Raw genomic sequence first — 26,686 nt, forward strand, 5'->3', positions numbered from 1 at the left:
ATGCAGAGCGGCATCGAAAGGGAGCTTACGGGCGACCTCCCATTTCCTGGAACTTTGATCGGAGCAAACGAGATGGCGGTCTCCAGCGACGCGGAGCAGAAGTTCGACCGGGTCAAGACCCAGTTGAAGGCGCGTCTGGGGGTTGAAGTCTATTCGAGCTGGTTCGGCCGCATGAAGGTCGCGGAGGCGTCCAAGGGCATTGTCCGCATCTCGGTGCCCACCGCCTTCCTGCGCTCGTGGATCAACGGCCACTATCATGACCTCATTTCCGAGCTGTGGAAGCACGAGGATCCCGAACTCCTCAAGATCGAGATCGTCGTGCGCAACGCCACCCGCCAGGGGCGCAGCCCTGTCGAACCGGAATTGGCTCCGGCACGCAAGATGACGCGGCAGACACAGACGGCGCTGGCCGCCGGCACCGCAAGCCCAGGCAGGGTGGAGCGGTCCCCGGTGCCACGCCCCGGCGCCGCGGTCGAAACCGAATTCCGCCACAACGTGCTCGGATCGCCGCTGGACCCGCGCTACACGTTCGGCTCGTTCATCGAGGGGCCGTCGAACCGGGTAGCCTTCGCCGCGGCCAAGGCGGTGGCGGAATCGCAGTCGAGCGCGGTGCGCTTCAATCCGCTTTTCCTGCACGCGACCGTCGGGCTCGGCAAGACCCACCTCTTGCAGGCCATCGCGGCGGAATCGCTGAAGCAGAACCCCAAGTCCCGCGTCGTCTATCTCACCGCGGAGTATTTCATGTGGCGCTTCGCCACCGCGATCCGCGACAACAACGCGCTGACGCTCAAGGAACAGCTGCGCGACATCGACCTCTTGATCATCGACGACATGCAGTTCCTGCAGGGCAAGTCGATCCAGCATGAATTCTGCCATTTGATCAACATGCTGCTCGACAGCGCCAAGCAAGTCGTCGTCGCCGCCGACCGGCCGCCGTCGGAGCTGGAATCGCTTGAGCCGCGGGTCCGCTCGCGCCTCAATGGCGGCGTCGCGCTCGAAATGTCGGCGCCGGATTTCGCCATGCGCCTCGGCATGCTCAAACTGCGCCTGGCCACGGCCAGGGTCGACGACGCATCGCTCGACATCTCGGAAGAGATCCTCAATCACGTCGCCCGCACCGTGACCGGCAGCGGCCGCGAACTGGAAGGCGCGTTCAATCAGCTGCTGTTTCGCCAGTCCTTCGAGCCGCAGATCACCATCGACCGCATCGACGAGATCCTTGGCCACATCTATCGCACCGGCGAGCCGAAGCGGGTCCGCATCGAGGATATCCAGCGCATCGTGGCGCGCCACTACAACGTGTCGAAGACGGAGCTTTTGTCCAACCGGCGTACGCGCACCATCGTCAAGCCACGGCAGGTCGCCATGTACCTGTCGAAGGTGATGACGCCGCGCTCCCTGCCCGAAATCGGGCGGCGCTTCGGCGGTCGCGATCACACCACGGTGCTGCATGCCGTGCGCAAGATCGAGGACCTTTCCGGCAACGACAACACGCTGGCCCAGGAACTCGAGCTGCTGCGGCGGCTGATCAACGACCAGGCCTGACCGGTTAAGGAGAGGCAAGCCAGAACTGCACTGGAATTCAATGGCTTGCCTGCCTGCCCCTGGACCTGAAGCGGGCTTGCGGCCTAGAGCAATTCCAGGAAAAGTGTGAAACAGTTTTCCCGGGAAAGCGCATAGCGCTTTCCCTTGGGAATTGTGTCAAAATAGAGCCTGGAGACGATCCGGATTCCGGATTCAGCACCCCGGCTGGCGGTCTTCGTGGCCTTTATCCCCAGAAAGCCCGTGCAGCCGGCCCGAACCGGTGGCGCGGGCTTGCGTTCGCTGGCTTTTTCCTGTCAGTTTACGCAGATTCTGAGCCTGTTCAGACCTTTCGCGGGGCGCCGCCAGCCGGAGACCCGCTCATCCTTTCAAGCGAGCCTGTTTCGTCATGCGTGTTATCCTGGAACGGTCAAATCTCCTGAAGTCGCTCAACCACGTGCACCGCGTGGTCGAACGGCGCAACACCATACCGATCCTGTCCAACGTGCTGCTCAGCGCTGAAGGTGCTAGCCTCGAAATGAAGGCCACCGACCTCGACCTGGAGGTGACGGAAGCGACACCCGCCAAGGTGGAGCGCGGCGGGGCAACGACGGTTCCGGCACATCTGCTCTACGACATCGTGCGCAAGCTTTCCGACGGCGCCGAAGTGATGCTGAAGACGGATGAGGACGGCAACGCCATGACGGTGACGTCGGGCCGCTCGAGCTTTCGCCTGCAGTGCCTGCCACAGTCCGACTTCCCCGAGCTTTCGGCCGGATCCTTCTCGCATATCTTCCGGCTCGACTCGGTTGCCCTGAGAGGCCTGATCGAGAAGACGCAGTTCGCCATCTCCACCGAGGAGACGCGCTATTATCTCAACGGCATCTACCTGCACACGCACGAAGTCGGTGGCAAGCTGAAGCTGCGCTCGGTGGCCACGGACGGCCACCGCCTGGCGCGCGCCGAAATCGACGCGCCAGCCGGGTCCGAGGGCATGCCGGGCATCATCATTCCGCGCAAGACGGTGAGCGAACTGCAAAAGCTGGTCGATGATCCCGATATCGCCGTGACCACGGAACTGTCGGACACCAAGATCCGCTTCACCATCGGCAGCGTGGTCCTGACCTCCAAGCTGATTGACGGCACCTTCCCCGATTATCAGCGGGTCATTCCGACCGGCAACGACAAGAAGCTGATCCTTGATCGCCAGAGTTTCGCGGCCGCCGTCGATCGCGTCTCGACCATTTCCTCCGAGCGCGGCCGCGCGGTGAAGCTTTCGATCAGCGAAGGTCAGGTGACGCTTGCGGTCAACAATCCGGATTCTGGCAGCGCCACCGAGGAACTGTCGGCTGACTATTCGTCTGACCCGATCGAAATCGGCTTCAACGCCAAATATTTGCTCGATGTTGCCGCGCAGCTGACCGGCACGGAAGCCAAATTCATGCTGGCCGATGCCGGTTCGCCGACGCTGATCCACGACATGGCCGACGAGACCGCGCTTTACGTGCTCATGCCGATGCGGGTATAGGCGGCGCGCATCCTCAACAAGGTTCTGCGGTCGAACTGGCAGCAAGAACAATGGCTTCGGCGACTTCTACAGGCGGATAGCGGTTGCCGGAACAGACTCATATAAGTAAGCTAACACTTACCAATTTCCGCAATTACGCGGCGCTGGCGATCGACCTAGCCCCAGGCACTGTGGTCTTTTCCGGCGATAACGGCGCCGGCAAAACCAACCTTCTCGAAGCGATTTCCTTTTTGACGCCGGGGCGCGGCCTGCGCCGTGCCCCTTACGGCGATGTCGCGCGCGAAGGCGGCGACGGCGGTTTTGCGCTGCACGCCCGGCTCGACGGACCTGACGGTCAGGTCGAGATCGGCACGGGCATTTCCGGTGCGGACGGCGAAGCCGGCAGGCGGGTGCGCATCAACGGCGCCACCGCGCGGTCGGCCGAGGATATGCTGGAGTGGCTGCGCGTGGTGTGGCTGACGCCGGCCATGGATGCGTTGTTCACCGGACCGGCTGGGGATCGCCGACGCTTTCTCGACCGGTTGGTGCTGGCGATCGATCCCGGCCACGGCCAGCGCGCCCTCGATTACGAGAAGGCGATGCGCGGCCGTAACCGATTGCTTACCGAAGGCTCGCGGGACATCGGTTGGTTCGAGGCGATCGAGACACAAATGGCCGAGACCGGCGTGGCGATTGCCGCGGCGCGGGCCGAACTGGTGCGCTTGCTCGCCGCCATGATCGACAGGCTGCCCGACAGCGGTCCGTTTCCGCAGGCCGACATCGGCCTCTCGGGCGATCTGGAAACCGAAATCGCCAGTGCGCCTGCGGTCGATGTCGAGGAACGGTTCCGGCGCGCGCTTGCCGATGGCCGTGATCGTGATCGCGCCGCGGGACGAACGCTCGAAGGCCCGCACCGTTCCGATCTCCTGGTGAGGCACAGGCCCAAGGCAATGCCGGCCGAACTCTGTTCGACGGGAGAGCAGAAGGCGTTGCTGGTCGGCATCGTGCTGTCGCATGCACGGCTGACCGGCGAGATGTCGGGAATGACGCCAATCCTGCTGCTGGACGAGATCGCAGCACACCTCGACGGTGGCCGGCGCGCGGCGCTGTTTTCGATCCTGGAGGAGTTGAACTGTCAGGCTTTCATGACGGGGACCGATGCGGCGCTGTTTTCCAGCCTCAAGGGGCGAGCGCAGTTCCTGACCGTCGACCACGGTACGGTTGGGCCAACCGAAGACGCCTGACAAGGTTTTTGCGCCGCTGTAAGGTCCTGAAATGACCACTGCGCTCACCACCGACGAGATCGAACGCTATGCTCGCCACATCGTGCTGCCCGAAATCGGCGGTGCGGGCCAGCAGAAGCTCAAGCAAGCCCGGGTCCTGGTGATCGGCGCCGGCGGACTGGGTGCGCCGGTGCTCGAATACCTTGCGGCGGCCGGCGTCGGCACGCTCGGCATTGTCGACGACGACACCGTGTCGCTCTCCAATTTGCAGCGCCAGGTCATCCACGGCACCGATACGGTCGGCATGCTGAAAACCGATAGCGCCAGGGCGGCAATCGCCCGCATCAATCCCAACACCGCGGTCGAGACGCACACATTCCGGCTGACCATCCAGAACGCCCCAGCCCTCGTCGCCCGCTATGACATCGTTGTCGACGGTTCCGACAATTTCGAGACCCGTTATGCGGTGGCCGACGCCTCCGCGAGCGAGCGCAAACCGCTGGTTCATGCCGCCGTCGGTCGCTTCGACGGCTCGGTGACGGTGCTCAAGCCCTTCGAGGACGGCAGGGATGGCAAGCCGAATCCTGGATATCGCGACCTTTTTCCCGAAGCCCCGCCGCCAGGCCTGGTGCCGTCCTGCGCCGAGGCCGGCGTGCTCGGTGCCCTGACCGGTGTCGTCGGCACATTGCAGGCGATGGAAGCGATCAAGCTGATCACCGGCATCGGCGAGCCACTGGTCGGCAGGCTGCTGCTCTATGATGCGCTTTCAGCGCGCTTCGAAACGATCCGCTACGCCAGGCGCTGACCTTGGAGCGGACCATGCCCCTCTCCATCGACCGTATCCGCGCCGATTTCGGCCGCTGGGATGATGTGCTTGCCCTGATCATGCGCGCCTTCGCGTTCATGGACGGTGTCATCGACCCGCCGTCCTCGGCCCAGTTGCTCACCGTCGACACATTGCGCGACAAGGCTTTGCAAGAGACCGGCTTCGTGGCGCTCGATGGCGACAGGATCGTCGGCTGCGTCTTTGCCATTGAACGGGCTGACGATTTTTATGTCGGCAAGCTCGCCGTGGCTCCGGACTGCCAGGGGCAAGGCATTGGCCGGCGGCTGATGCAGGCGGTCGAAATTCTTGCGCTCGACCGCGGCAAGGCGGCGCTGGAGCTGCAGACGCGCATCGAGCTCACCGCCAATCATGCCGCCTTTGCCCGCCTCGGTTTCCACGAGACCGACCGAACGGCACATGAAGGCTACGCCAGGCCAACCTCGATCACCATGCGCAAATCTCTTTCGTAAGTTTTTGCTTACTTAAAGGCAAGGTCCGATAATTTCAGGTCCTGAGCGGCAGCACACGGTCCGGCGGACGGTGGCCGTCAACGAACGCCCTGATGTTGATGATGACCTTCTCGCCCATGTCGATGCGGCCTTCGAGCGTCGCCGAGCCCATATGCGGCAAAAGCACGACCTTGTTTCTGGCGGCGAGCTTGAGCAGCTTGGCATTGAGCGCCGGCTCATGTTCGTAGACGTCGAGGCCGGCGCCGGCGATCTTGCCGTCCTGGATCAGCTTGACCAGCGCTTCTTCATCGATGATGTCGCCGCGCGCAGTGTTGACCACATAGGCGGTGGGCTGAAGCAGGGCCAAGCGCCGGGCCGACAGCAAATGAAAAGTCGCGGGCGTCGACGGACAATTGACCGAGATGATGTCCATGCGGGCGAGCATCTGGTCGAGGCTTTCCCAATAGGTCGCCTCCAGCCCGTCCTCGACCGCCGGCAGCACGCGATGGCGGTTGTGGTAGTGGATGGAAAGGCCGAAGGCCTTGGCCCGCCGGGCAACGGCCGTGCCGATGCGCCCCATGCCGACGATGCCCAGCCGCTTGCCCCAGATGCGCCGGCCAAGCATCCAGGTCGGCGACCAGCCGGCCCATTTCTTGTCGCCGGTGAGCACGTTGGCGCCTTCGGCGAGCCGGCGCGGCACCGCCAGCATCAGTGCCATGGTCATGTCGGCGGTGTCTTCGGTGAGCACATTGGGCGTGTTGGTGACGGTTATGCCCTTTCTGGCCGCTGCCGCCACGTCGATCTTGTCGACGCCATTGCCGAAATTGGCGATCAGCTTGAGCTTGTCCCCGGCCTGGGCGATCAGCGCCGCGTCGATCTGGTCGGTGACCGTCGGCACCAGCACGTCGGCCTCCTTCACCGCCGCAACCAGTTCCGGCTGCGTCATCGGCCTGTCCTCGACATTCAGCCTGGCGTCGAACAGCTCGCGCATGCGGGTCTCGACCGGGTCGGGCAGTTTTCGCGTGATGACCACGAGAGGCTTCTTTTTGCCTGCCATTGTTTCCCTCGTTGAGACCTCTTTAACCAAGACCGGCGAAACTGAAAGCCGGTCGCGGTAGCCGATTTACCCATGTAACAAGCGGTGCCGCCGAAGACAAAGAAAAAGGGGCGCCGAGGCCACCGAGCCGGCGCCGAAAGGAACGAAAGTGTCTGGTTTCGCGTCGCTTCGCCTGACCCTCAGCGCAGCATTTCTCGGCGCTCTGCTTTATTCTCCGCTTGCTGCCGCGCAGAGTGCGGCGGCACCCGTCCAAAGTGTCACGCTCGGGCCGAGCGGCCTGCCGCTGCCGCGATTCGTCAGCCTCAAGCCAGCGCGCGTCAACTCGCGCGTCGGTCCCGGCGCCAACTACTCCGTCAACTGGATGTATGTGAAGGCCGGCCTGCCGATGGAGGTCATCCAGGAATTTGATACATGGCGCCGCGTGCGCGATGCGGACGGTTCGGAGGGCTGGATCAACCAGTCGATGCTCTCGGGCCGGCGCACCGCCATCATCGCGCCATGGCAGCGCGGCAAGGGCGGCCAGATCAATCTCATGAAAAGCCCGGACAAGGACGCCAGGGTCGTGGCGATCATCGAACCGGGCGTCATGGGCACGATCAAAGCCTGCGACGGCCAGTGGTGTGAAATGACGCTCGACGGGCACACCGGGTGGCTCGCTCAGGCAGCGGTCTGGGGCGCCTATCCAGGCGAGCGGGTCAAGGACTGAGGTCGTTGCGCTTGCGCCCGATTCGGCCGAGATGGGTGTCCTGAAAACCCGTCGACAGCTTCAGGCCGTAGCCGAGCGCACGATCGATGGCGATGTGCGCGATCCAGATCAGCGCGACCGCGATTGCCGCTGCACTGCCGGACAGATGACCGGCGAGCAGCAGCAGCACCGGTACGATCAGGATGTGCAAGGCGTTGTAGGCGATGGCGCCGATGCGCGGGCCGCCGAGATAGCCGAACATTGACAGGTCCGGCGCCAGGATAAGCACTGCAAAGAGCCACCAGGAAACGCCTGTCGAAGCGTAGAAGACGATGGCGACCACCGCCACGACGGCCCATTCGAGCCGGACTATCAGGTCGAGGGGTTTCATCCCGGACCGATTATTCCGGCCAGACCGATTGTTCGGGCTTCGCCGCTCATTCCTGGCGCTTGGGGCGCAGCCTCACCACGATGTCGACATTGGCGATTTCCATCCCCTCGGGCGGCTCCGGCAGGTTGGTGACCGTCACCGGACCGCTGTCGATGTCGAAGATGCGATTTTCGCCTTCAATGTAAAAATGGTGGTGGTCGGAGGTGTTGGTGTCGAAATAGGTCTTGGCACCCTCGACGGCGAGAATGCGCAGCAACCCCGCCTGGGTGAACTGATGAAGCGCATTGTAGACGGTGGCCAGAGACACCGGCACGCCGGCGGCAACGGCCTCTTCGTGCAATTCCTCCGCCGACAGATGGCGGTCGCCCTTGGCGAAAAGCAGGTCGGCCAGCGCTATGCGCTGACGCGTCGGCCTCAGGCCGGCTTCACGTACCCGCTTGTCCACAGCGACATTTTCCTTCCGGCAGCCCCGGTCCATCTGGTCTTCCAAGCTCACAGTCCCGCTTCAAGACACGCCCAGAATGGCAAAAAAAAGAAACTCCGCCAAACATGGACCCCTGTCGACATATATTCTGTCGTCCGAATGCGATCAATAGCGCGCATTGACCCGGGCAGGCTGGCGGGTTAAGCGCAAACGCCGGTTTCCGGCCTGAAACAGATTGTGTTAGGACACCAACGACAAGGGCGCGCTACCGCCCGGGACGATATGGGGACGAGATTGATGGCGGGTTCGAAATCCAGCTACGACTACGAAGAATTGCTGGCATGCGCCCGCGGCGAGCTGTTCGGAGAGGGAAATGCCCAGCTGCCCTACCCGCCGATGCTGATGTTTGACCGCATCACCGAGATCAGCGAGACGGGCGGCGCCTTCGACAAGGGCTTCATCCGCGCGGAATTCGATATCAAGCCGGACCTGTGGTTCTTCGCCTGCCATTTTATCGGCAATCCGATCATGCCAGGATGCCTTGGTCTGGACGCCTTGTGGCAATTGACCGGCTTCTATCTCGGCTGGCTCGGCGAACCCGGCAAGGGAATGGCGCTGTCGACCGGCGAGGTCAGGTTCAAGGGCATGGTCACGCCATCGGTCAAGAAGGTCGAGTATGGCGTGGATTTCAAGCGCGTGATGCGCGGCCGGTTGGTGCTGGGCATCGCCGATGGCTGGATGAAGGCGGATGGCGAGCCCATATATGCGGCGACGGACCTGAAGGTCGGTCTGTCCAAGCAGTCGGCGGTCGCTTGACCGCAGCCTTGGCCTGCCCACTGGCCAGCACCCCTGGAAGGAGTTGCGAATGAGACGTGTCGTAGTCACAGGCCTCGGCATCGTGTCGTCGATCGGCAACAATGCCAACGAGGTGCAGACCTCGCTGCATGACGCCAGATCCGGCATCAGCTTTTCCGATTCGTTCGCCGAGCATGGCTTCCGCTGCCAGGTCTGGGGCGCACCGACGCTCGACCCCTCCGCCATGATCGATCGCCGCGCGATGCGCTTCCTGTCACAAGGTGCTGCCTGGAACCACGTCGCCATGGACCAGGCGATTGCCGATGCAGGCCTCGGTGAAGGCGACATCACCAATGAGCGCACCGGCATCGTCATGGGCTCGGGCGGCCCCTCCACCCGCACCATCGTCGAAGCGGCCGAAACCACCCTCAAGAATGGCAGCCCCAAGCGTATCGGCCCGTTCGCGGTGCCGAAGGCGATGTCGTCGACCGCGTCGGCGACGCTGGCCACATGGTTCAAGATCCACGGCGTCAACTATTCGATCTCGTCGGCCTGCTCGACCTCGGCGCACTGCATCGGCAATGCCTATGAGTTGATCCAATGGGGCAAACAGGACGTGATGTTTGCCGGCGGCCACGAAGATCTCGACTGGACGATGTCGGACCTGTTCGACGCCATGGGTGCGATGTCGTCGAAGTATAACGACCGGGCATCGGCTGCTTCCCGTGCTTATGACGTCAACCGCGATGGCTTCGTCATTGCCGGCGGCGCGGGTGTGCTTATCCTGGAAGAACTCGAACACGCCAAGGCGCGCGGCGCCAAGATCTACGCCGAGATCGTCGGCTACGGCGCGACCTCGGACGGTCACGACATGGTCGCGCCTTCGGGCGAAGGCGCGGTCCGTTGCATGCGCCAGGCGCTGGCGACGGTTTCGACGGCTGTCGACTATATCAACACCCACGGCACCTCGACGCCGGTCGGCGATTCCAAGGAAATGGGCGCGATCCGCGAGGTGTTCGGCGAGAAGATGCCGTTCATCACCTCGACGAAATCGCTGACCGGCCATTCGCTGGGCGCGGCCGGCGTGCAGGAATCGATCTACTCGATCCTGATGATGCAAGGCGGCTTCATCGGCGAGAGCGCCCATATCGAAACGCTCGACCCTGAATTCGAAGGCATGCCGATCGTGCGCAAGCGCATCGACAACGCCAAGATCGACACCGTTTTGTCCAATTCGTTCGGTTTCGGTGGCACCAACGCAACGCTGATTTTCCAGCGCTATTCCGCATAAAGCCAGCGGTTTTCTAAAAGGATTGGCAGTCATGGACGGACTGATGAAGGGCAAGCGCGGGCTTGTCATGGGCGTCGCCAACGATCATTCGATTGCCTGGGGCATCGCCCGGAAATTGTCCGAGCATGGCGCGGAGCTCGCCTTCACCTATCAGGGCGAAGCCTTCGGCCGCCGGGTCAAGCCGCTCGCCGACAAGCTCGGCGCCTCGCTCGTCATCCCCTGCGATGTCGAGGACAGCGCATCAGTGGCCGCGACGTTCGAGACGCTTGGCAAGGAATGGGGCGGACTGGACTTCGTCGTCCACGCCATCGGCTTTTCCGACAAGAACGAGTTGAAGGGCCTTTACGCCGACACCAGCCGGGACAACTTCGTCCGCACCATGGTGATCTCCTGCTACTCCTTCACCGAGGTGGCCCGCAATGCAGCGCCACTGATGACCGAAGGCGGCTCGATGATCACGCTGACCTATGCGGGTTCGGTCCGCGTCATGCCGAACTACAACGTCATGGGCGTCGCCAAGGCTGGCCTCGAGGCCAGCGTGCGCTACCTTGCCAACGACTACGGTCCGCGCGGCATCCGGGTGAACGGCATCTCGGCGGGACCGGTGCGCACGCTCGCCGGCGCCGGCATTTCGGACGCCCGCCACATGTTCTCCTACCAGCAGCGCAACTCGCCGCTGCGCCGCACGGTGACCATCGACGAGGTCGGCGGCTCTGCGCTTTATCTGCTGTCCGACCTTGCCTCCGGCGTCACCGGCGAAATCCACTATGTCGATTCCGGCTATCACATCGTCTCGATGCCGACGCTCGATGAGTTGAAGCAGACGGATGGCTAACGAGCGGTGAAACAGCTCAAGGCGACACGCTTTGGGCAATATGCATAGAGCCGGTTCGGAGAGATGGCCCTTTTCCAGTAAAAAAATAATCCCCTCCAGTAAAATTGGATTTATTCGCGGAAACTGATTTTAAGAAGATCTCCGCTATAGAGTCCCGCAATCTGGGGACCTTTGAATGCCTGCCGTCAGCAACCCGAAGCGAACACCAGTGTTCCGACTGCTCACCATAGCAAGCTCGGGCATTGGCAGTTTCGTCCTCGGCATCTGGGGCCTGAAGCACGGTCTCGGCGATGAGTTTGCCGGCATATCGGTGGACATGATGGTCGCCATCATGGCTGCGCTTTGCGCGCTGGCGGCGTCGGTGGCGGCCATGTCCTTCTTCGCCGGCGTCGATGAATCGGCGGATTTCGTCTTCAACGAAACCCATTTCGACAAGCTGACGGGATTGTTGGCGCGCCCGGCGATGGTCGGCAAGATCGCCGAGGCGGCATGCGCGACAAGCCGGACCGGGGAACCGATGTTCCTGATCGATATCGACATCGACCGGTTCAAGCACGTCAACGACGCGATCGGATACAGCCAGGGCGATGAGCTGATCCGCGCCTTCACCAAGCGGCTGCAGAGCTGCGTGCCGCCCCGCGCCCTGATTGGACGCATTGGCGCCGGCGAGTTCGCCGTGCTGATTCCCGATCATCAGATCTCGGGAACGATGGAAAGCATGGTCGAGAGGCTCATCGACGAGATGATGGAGCCCTATGAACTCAGCAGCCATCAGCAATCGGTAGGTCTGTCCGTGGGTATCGTGGCCATGCCCAAGGATGGCGTCGACCCGGTCCTCATCCTGCGCCGCTCCAACCTGGCGCTGCAGAATGCGCGCGCCAGCGGGGTCGGCAACTGGTCGGTGTTCGACAGCGAGATGGGGCGCGTCGCCGATTATCGCCAATGGGTCGAATCCGAACTGCACACCGCGTTCGAACGCGGGGACTTCGACCTCCACTACCAGCCGCAGCTCGACCTGCCGACCGGCCGTATCGTCGGCTACGAAGCGCTGATCCGCTGGAACCATCCCGAACGCGGCATGATCCCGCCCATGGAATTCATCCAGATCGCCGAGGAAACCGGGATGATCAACCCGATCGGCGAATGGGTTCTGCGCAAGGCCTGCAGCGACGCCCGCCATTTGCCGGACGACTGCTTCGTCGCCGTCAACATCTCGCCGGTCCAGTTCATGACCAAGGATTTCGTCGGCATCGTGCGCGATACGATGCGGACTACGGGCATCAAGCCATCACGGCTGGAGCTGGAAGTGACCGAAACGGCGATGATGCAGGACCGTGACCGCGCGGCCGCCATCCTGAAAGAGCTTGCCGACATGGGCATCTCGGTTGCCGTCGACGATTTCGGCACCGGCTATTCCAATCTGAGCTACCTGATCGATTTTTCGTTCGGCAAGTTGAAGATCGACCGTTCCTTCGTCAGCCGCATCGATACCGACTCCAGCTCCGGCGCGGTGGTCTCGACCATTGTCGGGCTTTCGCGTGCGCTGGGCGTCAGCATCATTGCCGAAGGCGTCGAGACGGAAAGCCAGGCGACGCTGCTGCGGGCAGCCGGCTGCGAGGTCGTGCAGGGTTATCTGTTCGGCCGGCCGGCGCCGCTCAAGTTCAGCGCTGTTGACGGGCACGCCACCGACGAGGTTCGGCGCGTCGCCAATCTGCACTGAAAACCCGCCGTATTGTTTCAGCGACGTGCGACAAACACTTTGAACATGCCGTCGCGGGCAAGCTCCGCGTGGCTGGCAAAGACAGCCGACAGCACGGGTTCGTAGGGAAGCTGGCGGTTGGCGACCATGAACAGCTTGCCACCAGGCTTCAACGCCTTGGCTGCCGCGCGGATCATGCCGGCGCCGATCTCCGGCTCTGCTGCCCGGCTGCGGTGAAAGGGCGGGTTCATGACGATGGCGTCATAGCGGCGCTCGACAGGCTCGGCGAGCAGATCAATCCAGAACAAGCCTGGCACGGCGGCAGTATTGCCGATGTTGCCCTTTGCCGCTTCGAGCGAGGCAAAGTCCGCTTCGTAGAGGTCGAGCCCTGATATGCCGGAGCAGCGCGCGGCGACCTCGGCGGCCACATAGCCCCAACCGGCGCAGAAATCGGCAATGTTGCCGCGCAGGTCGCCGGGCAGATTATCCACCAGAAGTTTCGAGCCGGCGTCGACCTTGTCGAAGGAAAACATGCCTGGCGCGGCGTGGAACCGGCCGTCCACCAGCAGGGCAGGATTGGCGGCTCGCAGTCTTTCCGCAGCGTCCAGATCGGCAGGCCGGCGAAGCCAGAAGGCGGTGCCGTGATACTTCGGCAGATGGCCTTCAAGCGGCACCAACTCGTCGATGCGTTTGCGCAGGCTGGCGATGCCCTCATCCTTGCCACCGGCAACGACGATCGATCCGCCGGGGACCACCCGCTCCAGGGCCTCCGCGATGCGCATTTCGTTTTGTCCACGATGGCGGCCAGCAAGCACCAGCGCCACATCGAAACCGGCACCGTCCGCCAACGGCGTGATCGTCAGGCCAGACGCCTGTAAGGTACGAAAATACGGCCTGAAGCCCTGCACAGCGTGCAGCATCGCGGCAAAACCTTCAGGCAGGCGGAAACCGGGCTCGGCGCCCAGAAAGAGAACACGCTCGCCCTTTCGCGGCAAAGGAAGCGCCTCGGCCTCGAAAGGATGGAACAGTGTCTTCAGCGGCTCAGCGGCCATTCTTGCCCCTTGTAAACGAAAACGGGCGCGACATGTGCCGCGCCCGTTCCAACTTCACTATCAGACCGATCAGGCGGCGTTTTCTTCGCCTTCGGTCTTCTTGTCGCGAGCGAGTTCCTTGCCGGTGGCCTGGTCGACGACCTTCATCGACAGGCGGACCTTGCCGCGCTCGTCGAAGCCCATCAGCTTGACCCAGACCTTGTCGCCTTCCTTGACGACGTCCGAGGTCTTGGCGACCCGGTCGTTGGCAAGCTGCGAGATGTGGACGAGGCCGTCACGCGGGCCGAAGAAATTGACGAAGGCGCCGAAGTCGGCGGTCTTGACGACCGTGCCTTCGTAGATCTCGCCGACTTCCGGCTCGGCGACAATGGTGTGGATCCACTTCTTCGCCGCCTCGATCTCCTTGGCGTTCGATGAAGCGATCTTGACCGTGCCGTCATCTTCGATGTTGATCTTGGCGCCAGTCTTCTCGACGATTTCACGGATGACCTTGCCGCCCGAGCCGATCACGTCGCGGATCTTGTCGGTCGGGATGTGCATGACCTCGATGCGCGGCGCGAACTCGCCGAGTTCCGAACGCGCGCCGGTCAGCGCGTGGCCCATTTCGCCCAGGATATGCAAGCGACCGTCCTTGGCCTGGCCAAGCGCGATCTTCATGATCTCCTCGGTGATGCCATCGATCTTGATGTCCATCTGCAGCGAGGTGATGCCGCCTTCAGTGCCGGCGACCTTGAAATCCATGTCGCCGAGGTGATCCTCGTCGCCAAGGATGTCGGAGAGCACGGCGAAGCGCTCGCCTTCCTTGATCAGGCCCATGGCGATGCCGGCAACGGGCTTCGCCAGCGGCACGCCGGCATCCATCAGCGCCAGCGAGGTGCCGCAGACAGTCGCCATCGACGACGAGCCGTTGGACTCGGTGATCTCCGAAACCACGCGCAGCGTGTAGGGGAACTGGTCAGCGGAGGGCAGCATCGGGCGGATGGCGCGCCAGGCGAGCTTGCCATGGCCGATTTCGCGGCGACCCGGCGAACCCATGCGGCCGGTCTCGCCGACGGAGTAGGGAGGGAAGTTGTAGTGGAGGAGGAACTTCTCCTTGTACATGCCGGTCAGCGAATCGACATACTGTTCGTCTTCACCGGTGCCCAGCGTGGCAACGACCAGCGCCTGGGTCTCGCCGCGGGTGAACAGCGCCGAACCATGGGTGCGCGGCAGGACACCGACTTCCGAGACGATCTTGCGAACCGTGCTCAGATCGCGACCATCGATGCGCGAGCCGGTGTCGAGGATGTTCCAGCGCACGACCTTGGCCTGCAGTTCCTTGAAGACCGAGCCGATCTGTTCGGACGTGTACTTGGCGTCTTCGCCTTCGGCCGGGGCAAATGCAGCCTTGACCTTCGCCTTGACGGCGTCGACGGCGGCGTAACGCTTCTGCTTGTCGACGTTCTTGTAGGCAGCGCTGAGTTCGTCGCCGACGATCTTCAGCATCTCGGCCTCAAGCGCGGAATAGTCCGGCGCGGTGAAGTCGCGCGGCTCCTTGGCGGCAACTTCGGCCAGCTTGATGATGGCGTCAATGACCGGCTGGAAGCCTCTGTGGCCGAACATGACGGCGCCGAGCATCAGCTCTTCGCCAAGTTCCTTGGCTTCGGACTCGACCATCAGCACGGCGTCGGCGGTGCCGGCGACGACGAGGTCGAGCTTGGATTCCTGCATCTCATCGACATGCGGGTTGAGCACGTATTCGCCGTTGATGTAGCCGACGCGAGCGCCGCCGATCGGGCCCATGAACGGAACGCCGGAGAGCGTCAGGGCAGCCGAGGTGGCAACGATCGACAGGATGTCGGGATCATTTTCGAGATCGTGCTGGACGACGGTGACGACGATCTGCGTGTCGTTCTTGTAGCCTGCGGCGAAGAGCGGGCGGATCGGGCGGTCGATGAGGCGGGAAACCAGCGTTTCCTTTTCGCTCGGACGGCCTTCGCGCTTGAAGTAGCCGCCCGGGATCTTGCCGGCGGCGTAGGTCTTTTCCTGGTAGTTGACGGTCAGCGGGAAGAAATCGAGGCCTGGCTTCGGCTCCTTCATCGAAACGACGGTGGCCAGGACCTTGGTCTCGCCGTAGGTCGCGAGCACCGCGCCGTCAGCCTGACGCGCGATCTTGCCGGTTTCCAAGATGAGCGGACGGCCGCCCCATTCGATTTCTACTTTGTGGTGATTGAACATATCTTGTCCTTAATAAGCGGAAAGGGCCGCGCCGTTTCACGGTGCGCGGATGCCCTTTCCCTGGCTTCCTTTCTCGGGCAGCCACGGGCAAGACAACGGGAAGCTCGGGTAAATTTCGGCGCGGACTAAGCGCACGAGCGTCCTGCAATCCTGCCCCATGACCGTCCATGGGCGGTTTCGAGTGGCCCTCTGCACGCTCGAAACCGGGTCTGGCCAATCGATACGACTGGCAGAATGCGCGACCGGCGGGCTCTCCTGAGAAAGCCCGCCGGTCAATTCGTCAACGGCGCAGACCGAGCTTCTCGATCAACGTCTGGTAGCGCGCGTCATCCTTGCGCTTGAGATAATCAAGCAGGCTGCGGCGCTGGGAGACGAGAGCGAGCAGACCACGGCGGGAATGGTTATCCTTCTTGTGGTCCTTGAAGTGGTCGGTCAGGTTCTTGATGCGCTCGGAAAGGATGGCCACCTGGACTTCCGGAGACCCGGTATCACCCTTGGCGGTTGCGAATTCACCCATCAATTCCTGTTTGCGCTCGGCAGTAATCGACATCGTGTTTTTCCTTATCTGTTTGAGGAAACGGGTCGCCCTCAGCCGGGATGTCGTCCAGCAGGGGCCGGTGCAAGCAAAGCGTCTTGGCGCTATGCTGCGGCGCATATAGGGCAATTCCCCAGAAAACACCAGCCCAATTCATAAAGCCGGCTTTTCAGCCTCAAGCGCCAGCCTTATCGCTGTCAAAGCCATTTCTTCCATTTGAAGAAGGCAATCAAGCCGACCGCGACAACAGCCATGAACAGCAGTGATGCCGGATAGCCATAGTAGGATCGCAGCTCCGGCATGTTCCACGGCGAGGCGTCGGGACTGAAGTTCATGCCCCATACGCCGACCAGGAAGGTAAGCGGCATGAAAATCACCGAGACGATGGTCAGGTAGGAGATAACGTCGTTGGTGCGCGCCTGGCTCAGCGACAGATGCATCTCGATCAAGCCGGTCAGCATGTCGCGCTGGGTCTCGACCAGTTCGATCAGCCTCAACGTGTGGTCGAGTGTGTCGTTGAAGAAAATCTTGGTCTCGGCCTTCACATAAGGCACGTCGTTGCGGATCAGTGTCGCCACGGCATCGCGCATCGGCCATAGCACGCCCTTCAGCACATTGGCGTCGCGCCGCAATTCGTGCAGTTGCCGCATCTGGTGCTTGTGTGTCGTGTTCAGCATCTGGTCCTCGATGTTGTCGACCAGGTCGCCGGCCATCTCGATCGGCGGAAAATAGCTGTCGACGATGGCATCGATCAGCGCGTAGGCGAGATAGTCGGCGCCGCGGGCCCGCAATCGGTTGGGCGCCGAACTCTCGATGCGCTTGCGCACGGGATCGAACGGATCTCCCTCACGTTCCTGGAAGGTAACGACGAAATTCTTGCCGAAGAACACGGCGATCTGTTCGTAGCGGTGGGCCGTGACGTCGTCGATCATGCGCATGACGACGAAGGCGTGGTCCTCGAAGAAATCGACCTTCGGCCGCTGGCCGGTGTTGACGACGTCTTCCAGAGCCAGCGGATGCAGGTTGAAAATCCGGCCGATCTCCTCGATCAGCTGGATGTTGGCGAGGCCCGTACAGTCCAGCCAGACGACCGGCCAGTTGTCGCAATGGGTATTGAGATCGTCGATGCTGGCATCGTTGATGGTCTTGAATTTCTCGGGCGAGATCAGCGTCAGCCTGAGTTCGCTGCGCCGCGCCGCCGGATCGGCGATCAGCGTACCCGGCGAGGCACCGACCGGCGGCCGCCGCGTCTTCACCGGCGCCCGCTTTTTCACCGCCTCGGCCTTTGCCATGTGTCCCTCGAGCGTAGAGTCGACCCCAAATTAGACGAGAGCCGTCAACCGGCAAAGACTCGCTTGGGCTTGAACATGCCTTGTTCGATCGCGCCGATCGCAACCAGCTTGCCGCGTGCCGTGGCACAGGCTTCTTCCGCCTCCACGGGCGCATCGCGGCCGCGAATGATGACCGGGTTACCGAGGCGGATCTTTGTTGCCGCATCGTCGCTGATGGCAATCTGCGGCAGGCAGTCGAGAGCCGCTGAGGTGTCGACAAGAAGCGCATCGATGGCGCTGAAATCTACCGGCACTTCAATGGCATCAGCATCGTCGGCAGGCTCTGGCTTGTCCTCACCTTGCGCACCGAAGCGAGCCGCCTCGAGCTCGGCGATGGTGACAAAATCTTCCGGCGTGAACGGTTCAACCTCGACCCGGCGCAATTCGCTGATGTGGCCGAAGCAGCCGAGGTCCCGGCCCATGTCACGGGCCAGCGAGCGCACATAGGTGCCTTTGCCACATTCGATCTCGAAAATCGTGTGATCGGCATGGTGCTCGATGACATCCAGACGACCGATCTCAATCTCCCGCGCGGGTATGTCGACCGTCTCGCCTTCGCGGGCGAGGTCGTAGGCGCGTTCACCGGCAATCTTGATGGCCGAGAATTGCGGCGGCGTCTGCATGATGACGCCGGTGTACTTCGGCAGCAGCGCCTTGACCTCGGCTTCCGCCGGACGCAGGTCGGAGCTCTTCGTCACCGGCCCCTCGAGATCGTCGGTGGAACGCTCATCGCCCCAGGCAACGGTGAAGCGATAGATCTTGGCGCCATCCTGGACGTACGGCACGGTCTTGGTGGCTTCGCCGAGCGCAATCGGCAGCATGCCGGAAGCCAGCGGATCGAGCGTGCCGGCATGGCCGGCCTTTTCCGCCTGGAACAGCCATTTGATCTTGGACACGGCCTCGGTAGAACCCATGCCAACCGGCTTGTCGAGCACCACCCAGCCGGAGATCGGCCGGCCCTTCTTCTTGCCGCGGCGCCCCATCAGCCGTTCCCCTGTTTTTTCCGAAAAGTGGCAGCGGTTTTCGCAACGCTGCCTTCGGGCATCGATTTACTCGGCCTTTTCTCATATCCCAAAGCGTAGAGGCGTTTGGCGATTAGATATCCCGCCGCAATAGTTCCTCCATTGTCCCCCCGATAGCTTTCGCCAAGTTTGTCGACAATCAAGGGCTCTATTACCGTCAATGGCGGGACGCCCTTAGCTGCCGCATCGAGCATCATTGATTCGTGGTCTTTGGCATTCACGATAATTTCAATCGCTCTCATTTCAGGATCGCCATGGGAAATCTCCTTTGGCTTCCTAAACGCGTACCCAGACGTAACGATTAGCTCCACTATCCGAACAGCTTCCTGATCATCGATGCGATCCATACAGTTCCGGTAAAGGGTTTGGCGCTGTTCGGTCGTCATGTTAGCGATCATGTCCAACGTGATAGGCTTGGGCATCATTCGTCCTCACCGGCTGGTTTTTGGTCGTCGGGACCCAGATCGCGCGCCACTTCGGGTGACTTCAAGAGGTCGTTGATCCTGGCGAAATTGTCGAACGAGGTGTCGAGCTTGAACCGGAACTCCGGCATGAACTTCATTTGCCGCAGCGCGCCGGAGACACGGCCACGGATGAATTTCGCGTGCTTGTTCAGAGCTTCGACCACCGCATCGGTATCCTTGGCGCCAAGCGGCGAGACGAACGCGGTAGCGACCCTAAGATCGGTGGACATGCGCACTTCCGAGACCGAAATGACGGTATTCTCGATCAACGGATCGATGATCTCACTGCGCTGCAAGGTTTCGGAGAGCGCATGGCGCACCTGCTCGGCGACGCGCAGCATGCGCTGGGATGGGCTGGATGTGGTTGGACGGGGCATTTTTCTCAATCCTGAAAGCGTGGGGCGCGGGATAGGACCGTGCCGCATGTCTCGAACGGGTCATTCTCAATAGAACTGGGCGGTGGCCTTTCGACCACCGCCCGATAAGAACAAGTCACTCGAACTTAGAGTGTCCGGGTCACCATCTCGACGCGGAAGCACTCGATGACGTCGCCGACGCGCATGTCCTCGTAGTTCTGGAAGGCCATGCCGCACTCCTGGCCGCCGGGGACTTCCGAAACTTCGTCCTTGAAGCGCTTCAGGGTCTTCAGCGTGCCTTCGTGGATGACGACGTTGTCGCGGATCAGGCGTACGCCAGCACCACGCTCGACCTTGCCTTCGGTGACACGGCAGCCGGCGATCTTGCCGACCTTGGTGATGTCGAAGATCTCGAGGATCTCGGCATTGCCGATGAAGGTCTCGCGACGCTCCGGCGACAGCAGGCCCGACAGAGCCGCCTTCACATCATCCACGAGGTTGTAGATGATCGAGTAATAGCGGATTTCGATACCGGCTGCCACAGCAGCGGCACGCGCCTGCACGTTGGCGCGAACGTTGAAGCCGATGATCGCCGCACCAGACGTTTCCGCCAGCGAAACGTCGCTTTCGGTGATGGCGCCGGCGCCGGCGTGGACGATGCGCGCACGCACCTCGTCGGTGCCGAGCTTGTCGAGCGCGGCGTTGATCGCCTCGATCGAACCCTGCACGTCGCCCTTGATGACCAGCGGGAACTCTTTCAGTCCGCTCGTCTGCAACTGCGACATCATCTGTTCAAGCGAGCCACGCTGGCCAGCATGCCTGGCGACCGCCTTCTCGCGCGCCAGACGCTGGCGATACTCGGTGATTTCGCGGGCGCGGGCTTCGTTGTTGACCACAGCGAAGCGGTCACCAGCCTGCGGCGTGCCCTGAAGGCCGAGCACCTCGACCGGCATCGCCGGCGGCGCTTCCTTGATCTGCTCGCCGCGATCGTTGACCAGAGCGCGCACCCGGCCCCATTCGTTGCCGGCGACAAGGATGTCGCCAGGCATCAAGGTGCCGGTCTGCACCAGCACAGTAGCAACAGGACCACGGCCCTTGTCGAGCTGCGCCTCGATGACGACACCCTCGGCGGTACGGTCCGGATTGGCCTTCAGGTCGAGGATTTCGGCCTGCAGCAGGATCGCCTCGAGCAGCTTGTCGAGATTGGTGCCCTTGGTTGCCGACACTTCGACGTCAAGCACTTCACCGCCCATGGATTCGACGAAGACTTCATGGCGCAGCAGCTCTGAGCGAACCTTCTGCGGATCGGCGTCATGCTTGTCGATCTTGTTGATCGCCACGATGATCGGAACGCCGGCCGCCTTGGCGTGGCTGATCGATTCGATCGTCTGCGGCATGACGCTGTCATCGGCCGCCACCACCAGAATGGCAATGTCGGTGGCCTGGGCGCCGCGGGCGCGCATCGCCGTGAAGGCGGCGTGGCCGGGCGTGTCGATGAAGGTGATCTTGTGACCGTTCTTCTCGACCTGATAGGCACCGATATGCTGGGTGATGCCGCCGGCTTCACCGGAGACGACATTGGCATTGCGGATCGCGTCGAGCAGCGAGGTCTTGCCGTGATCGACATGGCCCATGATCGTCACGACAGGAGGACGCGACACCAGGTCCTCGGTGTTGTCGGCGATGTTGAACAGGCCTTCCTCGATGTCGGACTCGGCAACACGGCGGACCGTATGGCCAAATTCGGTGGCAACCAGCTCGGCCGTGTCGGCGTCGATGACGTCGCCGGGCTTCAGGATCTGGCCCTGCTTCATGAAGTACTTGACCAGATCGACCGCACGCTCGGACATGCGCTGCGCCAGTTCCTGGATGGTGATCGTCTCCGGCAGGATCACTTCGCGCATGACTTTCTCGCGCGGCTCATTGTGCATCGCGCGTTTGAATTTTTCCTGGCGACGACGCATCGACGACAGCGAGCGGGCGCGCGCATCCTCGTCGGAAAGCGCTGAATTCAGCGTCAGCTTGCCACGGCGGCGGTCTTCCTCGCTCTTGGTCGGCTTGGCCGGACGCGCCACTTCGGGCGTGACCAGGCGGCGCACCGGCGCACCGGCTACGGCCCGCTTCGGCTTGACCTCTTCCTCGTCATCGGCGGTTGCCAATTCAGCGGCTTGCGGCGCGCGGCGGCGCGCTTCTTCCTCCGCGCGGCGGCGGGATTCGGCCTCGGTCTGCAACCGTGCCTCTTCCTCGGCCTGGCGGCGCGCGGAGTCCTCGCGTTCGCGCTTGCGGCGCTCCTCATCATCGGCGCGGCGCTTGGCATCTTCGGCGGCGCGCTGGCGGTCTTCGACCTCGCGGACCTTCGAACCCTCAAGCGCCCTGCGGCGCGCTTCCATTTCGCTGCGCGACAGTTCGTTCAGCACCATACCGCCGCGTTCGACCGGGGCTGGCGGTGGCGGCGGCGGTGGCGCCTTTGGCGCTTCCTGTACGACAGGCGCGGCCACAACCACCGGCTTCGGTGTGAAGACGGGAGCGGCGACCGGCTCCGGCTTGTCGCCGGGCATCGAAAATTTGCGCTTCTTGGTTTCGACGACGACCTGCTTGGTGCGGCCGTGCGAGAAATTCTGACGCACAGTGCCCTGCTCCATGCCGGGGCGCTTCAGCGTCAAGGTCTTCTTCGGCGTCACACTCAGCGTATTGTCGTCACCCGATTTCGTATCGCTCATTCCATATCCTCTGCGGCATCATCTTCGTCAGCAACAGCCGCAAGCATTGCCAGATCGTCCGGGGTACCGCCCCGATATCGGTCGAGCGCAACCATGCGCTTCTGGACCGCCTTGCCCGCGTCTCCCGCGAGAACGGCAGCATGTATCACATTTGTGCCCCCCAATGCCAAGCTCAACTCGGCCTCGGAGAAAAGTTTGTAGGCAAGGATGGAAGGGCCGCCGAGATGGACGGTCGCCCGCCGCGCCTGGCTGATCTTGCGCACGCCATCGTCGGATGCTTCGGTCGCGTGGAGCACGAAAAGCGCCAACCCGCCGCGCACCGCGCTCTCTACCTTGGTGGCACCAAGAGAAATCGCGCCTGCCTTGCGGGCAAGACCCAACATGCCCAAAGCGTATCTTGAAAGCAGCCCGTCAACCATACCGCCAAGATCGGGCGGCACGACCACCTGTGCCTTGAAGGCGCGGGCAAAAAGGTTCTTGGCCGCCGCCTTGTCGATATGTAGGCGGTCGGCGCTCACCCAGCAACCACGGCCGGGCAGATTTCTCTTGAGATCGGGAACGACGGCCGAATCCGGGCCGACGACGAACCGGATCAATTCATCCGGTTCGGCCTGCTTGCGTGTAACGATGCAGGTGCGATCGTTCATCTCGTCCTGGGGCGGGTTCGGTGCGATGCGGTTTCACCTCACGCACCGACGGCTTCGTCAGCCGACACTTCTTCGGCCGCAAGCTCGTCTTCGGTGATCCAGCCGGCCTTGAGGCGGGCAGCCAGAACCATCTGCTCGGCATCGGCGCGCGCGACGCCGTGGCTGGCCAGGACGCCCGGGTAAACTTTTGTCTCGCCGTCCTTGCGTTCCTTCCAGCCGGTCAGGTCATCCGCGGCATAGCCGGCGAAATCCTCGATGGTCTTCACGCCGTCCTCGCCGAGCGTCACCAGCATGGCGGTGGTGATGCCAGGGATTTCGCGCAGCTCGTCGGCGACGCCGAGCGCCTTGCGCTTCTCGTCGTGCTCGGCCTCGATCTTCTCCAGATATTCGCGGGCGCGGGTCTGGATTTCGGAAGCGGTATCTTCGTCGAAGCCGTCGATCGAGGCGATCTCGCCGGAGTCGACATAGGCGACTTCCTCAACGCTGGTGAAGCCTTCGGAGGCCAGCACCTGGCCGACCATCTCGTCGACGTCGAGGGCTTCCATGAACAGCGACGACCGCTCGACGAATTCCTTCTGGCGGCGCTCGGATTCCTCTGCCTCGGTCAGGATGTCGATGTCCCAGCCGGTCAGCTGCGAGGCGAGACGCACGTTCTGGCCGCGGCGACCGATGGCCAGCGACAGCTGATCGTCGGGAACCACGACTTCGATGCGCTCGGCGTCTTCGTCGAGCACGACCTTGGCGACTTCCGCCGGCTGCAGCGCATTGACGATGAACGACGCTGCCGAAGGCGACCACGGAATGATGTCGATCTTCTCACCCTGCAATTCGCCGACGACGGCCTGGACGCGGCTGCCGCGCATACCGACGCAGGCGCCGACCGGATCGATCGAGCTGTCACGCGAGATGACGGCGATCTTGGCACGCGAGCCCGGATCGCGGGCGACGGCCTTGATCTCGATGATGCCGTCATAGATCTCCGGCACTTCCATGGTGAAGAGCTTGGCCATGAACTGCGGATGGGTACGCGACAGGAATATCTGCGGGCCGCGCTGTTCGCGGCGCACGTCGTAGACATAGGCGCGGACGCGGTCGCCATACTTGTAATTTTCGCGCGGGATCAACTCGTCACGGCGGATGATCGCCTCGCCACGGCCGAGATCGACGATGACGTTGCCATATTCGACACGCTTGACGGTGCCGTTGACGATCTCGCCGATGCGGTCCTTGTACTCGTCATACTGGCGGTCGCGCTCGGCCTCGCGCACCTTCTGCACGATGACCTGCTTGGCCGACTGGGCGGCGATGCGGCCGAAATCCATCGGCGGCAGCTGTTCGGCGATGAAGTCGCCGAGCTGGGCGTCGGGATTGCGCTCGCGTGCCGAGGAGATGGCGATCTGCGTGGCATAGTCGTCGACCTTTTCGACCACTTCCATCAGCCGCTGCAGCTTCATCTCGCCGGTGTTGGGATTGATGTCGGCGCGGATGTTGGTCTCCTGGCCATACCGCGAGCGCGCCGCTTTCTGGATCGCATCGGCCATGGCGGCGATGACGATCGACTTGTCGATCGACTTTTCACGCGCGACCGCGTCGGCAATCTGCAGCAGTTCAAGTCTGTTGGCGCTAACAACCATCTTATTTCTCCCGAGCTTGTTGCCGAGCTTTTACGCCCGGCGGCTCAATCATAGTTCCTGTTCGATTTCGTTTTCCGCGCCGCCCTCAGCACCCTCGGGTGCATCATCAGGTTCGCCGCGGCGTTTCTTGGCTTCCTTGCGTTCCCGGTTGTCCTTCGACAGGGCCTCACGGATGAGGTCGTCGGTCAGGATCAGCCGCACATCGGCGATCGCGTCATAGGGAACGCGCACCGTCGGTTCCTCACCATAGGCCGCCTTGTCGCGCTCGATCAGCACGTCGTCCTCGCCGGCCTCGGCAATCTTGCCCTTGAAGCGCTTGCGGTCGGCGACGACGATCGATGTTTCCATCTTCACCAAATGACCGGTCCAGGTCACGAAATCCGATTTGCGGACCAGCGGCCGGTCGATACCGGGCGAAGAGACCTCGAGGTGATAGGCCTTTTCGATCGGGTCATCGACGTCGAGCGCCGGTGACACCGCGCGGCTGACCTCTTCGCAATCCTCGACGGTCATGGTGCCGTCCTCACGTTCAGCCATGATCTGCAGCGTCAACCCGTTCTGTCCGGACAGATGCACGCGCACGAGGCGAAAGCCGATGCCGCGCAGCACCGGCTGGACGATCAGCGCAATGCGTGCATCGATGCCGCTTTCGCGGATGATGCGGTCGTCACCTTCGCTTGCCGTTGCAGTCATCAATTGCCTGTCGTTCGTTTCGCAATGTTCTTTGGCTTGCGCATCGGAACCATCCGAAAACCGCTTCGCACTTTTCGGTCCGATGCACTCGGCAGGTAACAAAAAAGAGCGGGACCGGGTGGACCCACTCTTCGTCATACCGACCAAGAATTTGAGGCTGATATAAACGAACACGGCCTGTGTTTCAAGCCCGCCGTGGCGGGCCGGCAAAAGCCCTGACAGCACCAGCATTGCTCCAGGCGCATGGCCCCCATGCGGCAATCCCCCTGTGAGAGCCGGCAGAGCGCTCTTATTTCTTAGCCAGGACACGAACAGAAAGTGCGCGCGGTGGCGCGCGAAAGGACAAGATCATGAGCAACCGCAGAATATTTTCCGCCCTGGGTGATCTCTTCACCACATTCGGCAGCGCCGTCGCCGCATCGCGCGCCGTGGAAGCCGGCCGCAAGCCGCGAGCGGACGATTTGCGCACGCTCGGCATGGATCCGGCCATCTTCAACAGGATCGGCCGTTTCTGAAAATCCGGCGATAGGTGCCGTAGACTCTTTGTTTTGACGCAATTCCGGACGGAAAACCGTTACACACTTTTCCTGGAATTGCTTCAGGGCCGCCTATTTCCTGATAAAGGTAAGATAGGCTGGCCTGCGGCCCTCACGAATGGCTTTCGCCTCGTAACGCGTGCCCGGCCAGCCGTCGTAAGGGCGATGCCAGTCCGCCGCTTCCGCTGCCTGCCATGCGAAAGCGCCATGCGCCCGGCAGTGCAGCAAGGTCCAGTTCACATAGGTGTCGATATCGGACGCGAAGCGGAATTTTGAGCCCGGTTTGAGGACGCGCGCGAAACGGTCGAGATTGACCGGGCCGACGAAACGCCGCTTCCAGTGCTTCTTTTTCGGCCAGGGATCCGGGTAGAGAAGATCAATGCCATCAAGCGAGGCTTGCGGCAGCCAGTCGAGCAATTGCGTGGCATCGTCATCAAAGACACGCAAATTGGCCAGCGGCCTTTGCCGCACCGCCATCATCATCTTGGCCATGCCATTGACGAAGGGCTCGACGCCGATGAAGCCGGTTGTCGGTGCTTCGAGCGCGCGGTGCAGAAGATGCTCGCCGCCGCCAAAGCCGATCTCGAGCCGGACTGCCGAAACGTCAATTTCAAACAGAGTGCGCAGATCGGGCGGCGCTTCAGCCTTCAGATCGAGGCCATAGGCGCCAAGGCCGCTTTCCAACGCCGCCGCCTGCTGCGGACGCACCGGCTTGCCACGCCGACGACCGAAGAAGGCTTCGGTCGCACGGCTTGGCCTGTCTTGCGGGCTCATTG

Annotated in this window: 26 protein-coding genes; 11 read left to right on the top strand and 15 right to left on the bottom strand. The window is 62.4% G+C overall.

From position 1 onward, the window contains the following. The 5 genes from dnaA (at nucleotide 1) to EB235_RS00025 (ending at nucleotide 5,547) form a co-directional block, all read left to right on the top strand. Complete coding sequence (dnaA, locus tag EB235_RS00005; RefSeq protein ID WP_027033004.1) at nucleotides 1-1,545, top strand: chromosomal replication initiator protein DnaA; 1,545 nt, start codon at nucleotides 1-3, stop codon at nucleotides 1,543-1,545. A 385-nt stretch (nucleotides 1,546-1,930) separates the two neighbouring features. Continuing rightward, entirely contained in the window at nucleotides 1,931-3,049 is a 1,119-nt protein-coding gene (gene dnaN, locus EB235_RS00010; protein ID WP_027033003.1) for a DNA polymerase III subunit beta, read from the top strand. Nucleotides 3,050-3,132: 83 nt separating this feature from the next. Beyond that, the gene (recF, locus tag EB235_RS00015) at nucleotides 3,133-4,272 is read left to right on the top strand and encodes a DNA replication/repair protein RecF (RefSeq protein ID WP_027033002.1); all 1,140 of its coding nucleotides are present in this window, start codon (nucleotides 3,133-3,135) and stop codon (nucleotides 4,270-4,272) included. A 31-nt stretch (nucleotides 4,273-4,303) separates the two neighbouring features. Next, entirely contained in the window at nucleotides 4,304-5,056 is a 753-nt protein-coding gene (locus EB235_RS00020; protein WP_027033001.1) for a molybdopterin-synthase adenylyltransferase MoeB, read from the top strand. A gap of 14 nt (nucleotides 5,057-5,070) precedes the next feature. Continuing rightward, the gene (locus EB235_RS00025; protein WP_032926681.1) at nucleotides 5,071-5,547 is read left to right on the top strand and encodes a GNAT family N-acetyltransferase; all 477 of its coding nucleotides are present in this window, start codon (nucleotides 5,071-5,073) and stop codon (nucleotides 5,545-5,547) included. 34 nt (nucleotides 5,548-5,581) lie between these two features. On the opposite strand, the gene EB235_RS00030 is transcribed toward EB235_RS00025, so the two are convergent. Further along, entirely contained in the window at nucleotides 5,582-6,583 is a 1,002-nt protein-coding gene (locus EB235_RS00030; RefSeq protein WP_027032999.1) for a 2-hydroxyacid dehydrogenase, read from the bottom strand. Nucleotides 6,584-6,731: 148 nt separating this feature from the next. Here EB235_RS00030 and EB235_RS00035 point away from each other — a divergent pair, with 148 nt between their 5' ends. Then, nucleotides 6,732-7,289 carry an SH3 domain-containing protein gene (locus EB235_RS00035; protein WP_027032998.1) on the top strand — a complete coding sequence of 186 codons (558 nt, stop codon included), beginning with the start codon at nucleotides 6,732-6,734 and terminating at the stop codon, nucleotides 7,287-7,289. Here the strand turns inward: EB235_RS00035 and EB235_RS00040 are convergent. Both EB235_RS00040 and irrA read right to left on the bottom strand, forming a co-directional pair. Then, entirely contained in the window at nucleotides 7,279-7,659 is a 381-nt protein-coding gene (locus EB235_RS00040) for a DUF4260 domain-containing protein (protein ID WP_027032997.1), read from the bottom strand. The genes EB235_RS00035 and EB235_RS00040 overlap by 11 nt on opposite strands. Before the next feature lie 46 nt (nucleotides 7,660-7,705). Next, nucleotides 7,706-8,137 (bottom strand): iron response transcriptional regulator IrrA, encoded by a 432-nt coding sequence (irrA, locus tag EB235_RS00045; protein ID WP_027032996.1) that lies wholly within the window; start codon nucleotides 8,135-8,137, stop codon nucleotides 7,706-7,708. A gap of 243 nt (nucleotides 8,138-8,380) precedes the next feature. Here irrA and fabA point away from each other — a divergent pair, with 243 nt between their 5' ends. The 4 genes from fabA (at nucleotide 8,381) to EB235_RS00065 (ending at nucleotide 12,724) form a co-directional block, all read left to right on the top strand. Continuing rightward, the gene (gene fabA, locus EB235_RS00050; RefSeq protein WP_027032995.1) at nucleotides 8,381-8,899 is read left to right on the top strand and encodes a 3-hydroxyacyl-[acyl-carrier-protein] dehydratase FabA; all 519 of its coding nucleotides are present in this window, start codon (nucleotides 8,381-8,383) and stop codon (nucleotides 8,897-8,899) included. A gap of 49 nt (nucleotides 8,900-8,948) precedes the next feature. Beyond that, on the top strand, nucleotides 8,949-10,169 hold the full coding sequence (gene fabB, locus EB235_RS00055; protein WP_027032994.1) for a beta-ketoacyl-ACP synthase I: 1,221 nt from the start codon (nucleotides 8,949-8,951) through the stop codon (nucleotides 10,167-10,169). A 31-nt stretch (nucleotides 10,170-10,200) separates the two neighbouring features. Continuing rightward, nucleotides 10,201-11,004, top strand: coding sequence for an enoyl-ACP reductase FabI (gene fabI, locus EB235_RS00060; protein WP_027032993.1), 804 nt, complete (start codon nucleotides 10,201-10,203; stop codon nucleotides 11,002-11,004). A 175-nt stretch (nucleotides 11,005-11,179) separates the two neighbouring features. Continuing rightward, nucleotides 11,180-12,724 carry a putative bifunctional diguanylate cyclase/phosphodiesterase gene (locus tag EB235_RS00065; RefSeq protein ID WP_027032992.1) on the top strand — a complete coding sequence of 515 codons (1,545 nt, stop codon included), beginning with the start codon at nucleotides 11,180-11,182 and terminating at the stop codon, nucleotides 12,722-12,724. A gap of 17 nt (nucleotides 12,725-12,741) precedes the next feature. Here the strand turns inward: EB235_RS00065 and EB235_RS00070 are convergent, their stop codons facing one another. From EB235_RS00070 to rimP, 11 genes are all read right to left on the bottom strand, one after another. Further along, nucleotides 12,742-13,755, bottom strand: coding sequence for a class I SAM-dependent methyltransferase (locus EB235_RS00070; RefSeq protein WP_027032991.1), 1,014 nt, complete (start codon nucleotides 13,753-13,755; stop codon nucleotides 12,742-12,744). A gap of 69 nt (nucleotides 13,756-13,824) precedes the next feature. After that, the gene (pnp, locus tag EB235_RS00075; protein WP_027032990.1) at nucleotides 13,825-15,972 is read right to left on the bottom strand and encodes a polyribonucleotide nucleotidyltransferase; all 2,148 of its coding nucleotides are present in this window, start codon (nucleotides 15,970-15,972) and stop codon (nucleotides 13,825-13,827) included. Between the two features lie 280 nt (nucleotides 15,973-16,252). Continuing rightward, the gene (gene rpsO / locus EB235_RS00080; protein ID WP_272481095.1) at nucleotides 16,253-16,627 is read right to left on the bottom strand and encodes a 30S ribosomal protein S15; all 375 of its coding nucleotides are present in this window, start codon (nucleotides 16,625-16,627) and stop codon (nucleotides 16,253-16,255) included. Between the two features lie 77 nt (nucleotides 16,628-16,704). Further along, a complete protein-coding gene (gene corA, locus EB235_RS00085; protein WP_027032989.1) occupies nucleotides 16,705-17,799 on the bottom strand; it encodes a magnesium/cobalt transporter CorA in 1,095 nt (364 codons plus the stop codon). A gap of 44 nt (nucleotides 17,800-17,843) precedes the next feature. Next, nucleotides 17,844-18,821, bottom strand: coding sequence for a tRNA pseudouridine(55) synthase TruB (truB, locus tag EB235_RS00090; protein WP_027032988.1), 978 nt, complete (start codon nucleotides 18,819-18,821; stop codon nucleotides 17,844-17,846). Continuing rightward, the gene (locus tag EB235_RS00095) at nucleotides 18,821-19,285 is read right to left on the bottom strand and encodes a hypothetical protein (protein WP_246741409.1); all 465 of its coding nucleotides are present in this window, start codon (nucleotides 19,283-19,285) and stop codon (nucleotides 18,821-18,823) included. The genes truB and EB235_RS00095 overlap by 1 nt, the downstream gene beginning before the upstream one ends. Beyond that, nucleotides 19,282-19,701, bottom strand: coding sequence for a 30S ribosome-binding factor RbfA (rbfA, locus tag EB235_RS00100; protein ID WP_027032986.1), 420 nt, complete (start codon nucleotides 19,699-19,701; stop codon nucleotides 19,282-19,284). The genes EB235_RS00095 and rbfA overlap by 4 nt, the downstream gene beginning before the upstream one ends. Before the next feature lie 125 nt (nucleotides 19,702-19,826). Then, the gene (gene infB, locus EB235_RS00105; RefSeq protein WP_027032985.1) at nucleotides 19,827-22,400 is read right to left on the bottom strand and encodes a translation initiation factor IF-2; all 2,574 of its coding nucleotides are present in this window, start codon (nucleotides 22,398-22,400) and stop codon (nucleotides 19,827-19,829) included. Next, on the bottom strand, nucleotides 22,397-23,047 hold the full coding sequence (locus tag EB235_RS00110) for an RNA-binding protein (RefSeq protein WP_027032984.1): 651 nt from the start codon (nucleotides 23,045-23,047) through the stop codon (nucleotides 22,397-22,399). Before EB235_RS00110 ends, infB begins: the two co-directional genes overlap by 4 nt. A 38-nt stretch (nucleotides 23,048-23,085) precedes the next feature. Beyond that, on the bottom strand, nucleotides 23,086-24,681 hold the full coding sequence (nusA, locus tag EB235_RS00115; protein WP_027032983.1) for a transcription termination factor NusA: 1,596 nt from the start codon (nucleotides 24,679-24,681) through the stop codon (nucleotides 23,086-23,088). Between the two features lie 48 nt (nucleotides 24,682-24,729). Next, nucleotides 24,730-25,374, bottom strand: coding sequence for a ribosome maturation factor RimP (gene rimP / locus EB235_RS00120; RefSeq protein ID WP_027032982.1), 645 nt, complete (start codon nucleotides 25,372-25,374; stop codon nucleotides 24,730-24,732). Between the two features lie 350 nt (nucleotides 25,375-25,724). Here rimP and EB235_RS00125 point away from each other — a divergent pair, with 350 nt between their 5' ends. Then, complete coding sequence (locus EB235_RS00125) at nucleotides 25,725-25,889, top strand: hypothetical protein (protein ID WP_080680922.1); 165 nt, start codon at nucleotides 25,725-25,727, stop codon at nucleotides 25,887-25,889. A 93-nt stretch (nucleotides 25,890-25,982) separates the two neighbouring features. On the opposite strand, the gene trmB is transcribed toward EB235_RS00125, so the two are convergent. After that, nucleotides 25,983-26,684, bottom strand: a complete 702-nt coding sequence (trmB, locus tag EB235_RS00130) for a tRNA (guanine(46)-N(7))-methyltransferase TrmB (RefSeq protein ID WP_027032981.1) — start codon at nucleotides 26,682-26,684, stop codon at nucleotides 25,983-25,985. Between the last annotated feature and the right edge of the window lie 2 nt (nucleotides 26,685-26,686).

Origin of the sequence: Mesorhizobium loti R88b (genome assembly GCF_013170845.1) — a bacterium.
GTDB lineage: Bacteria > Pseudomonadota > Alphaproteobacteria > Rhizobiales > Rhizobiaceae > Mesorhizobium > Mesorhizobium loti_B.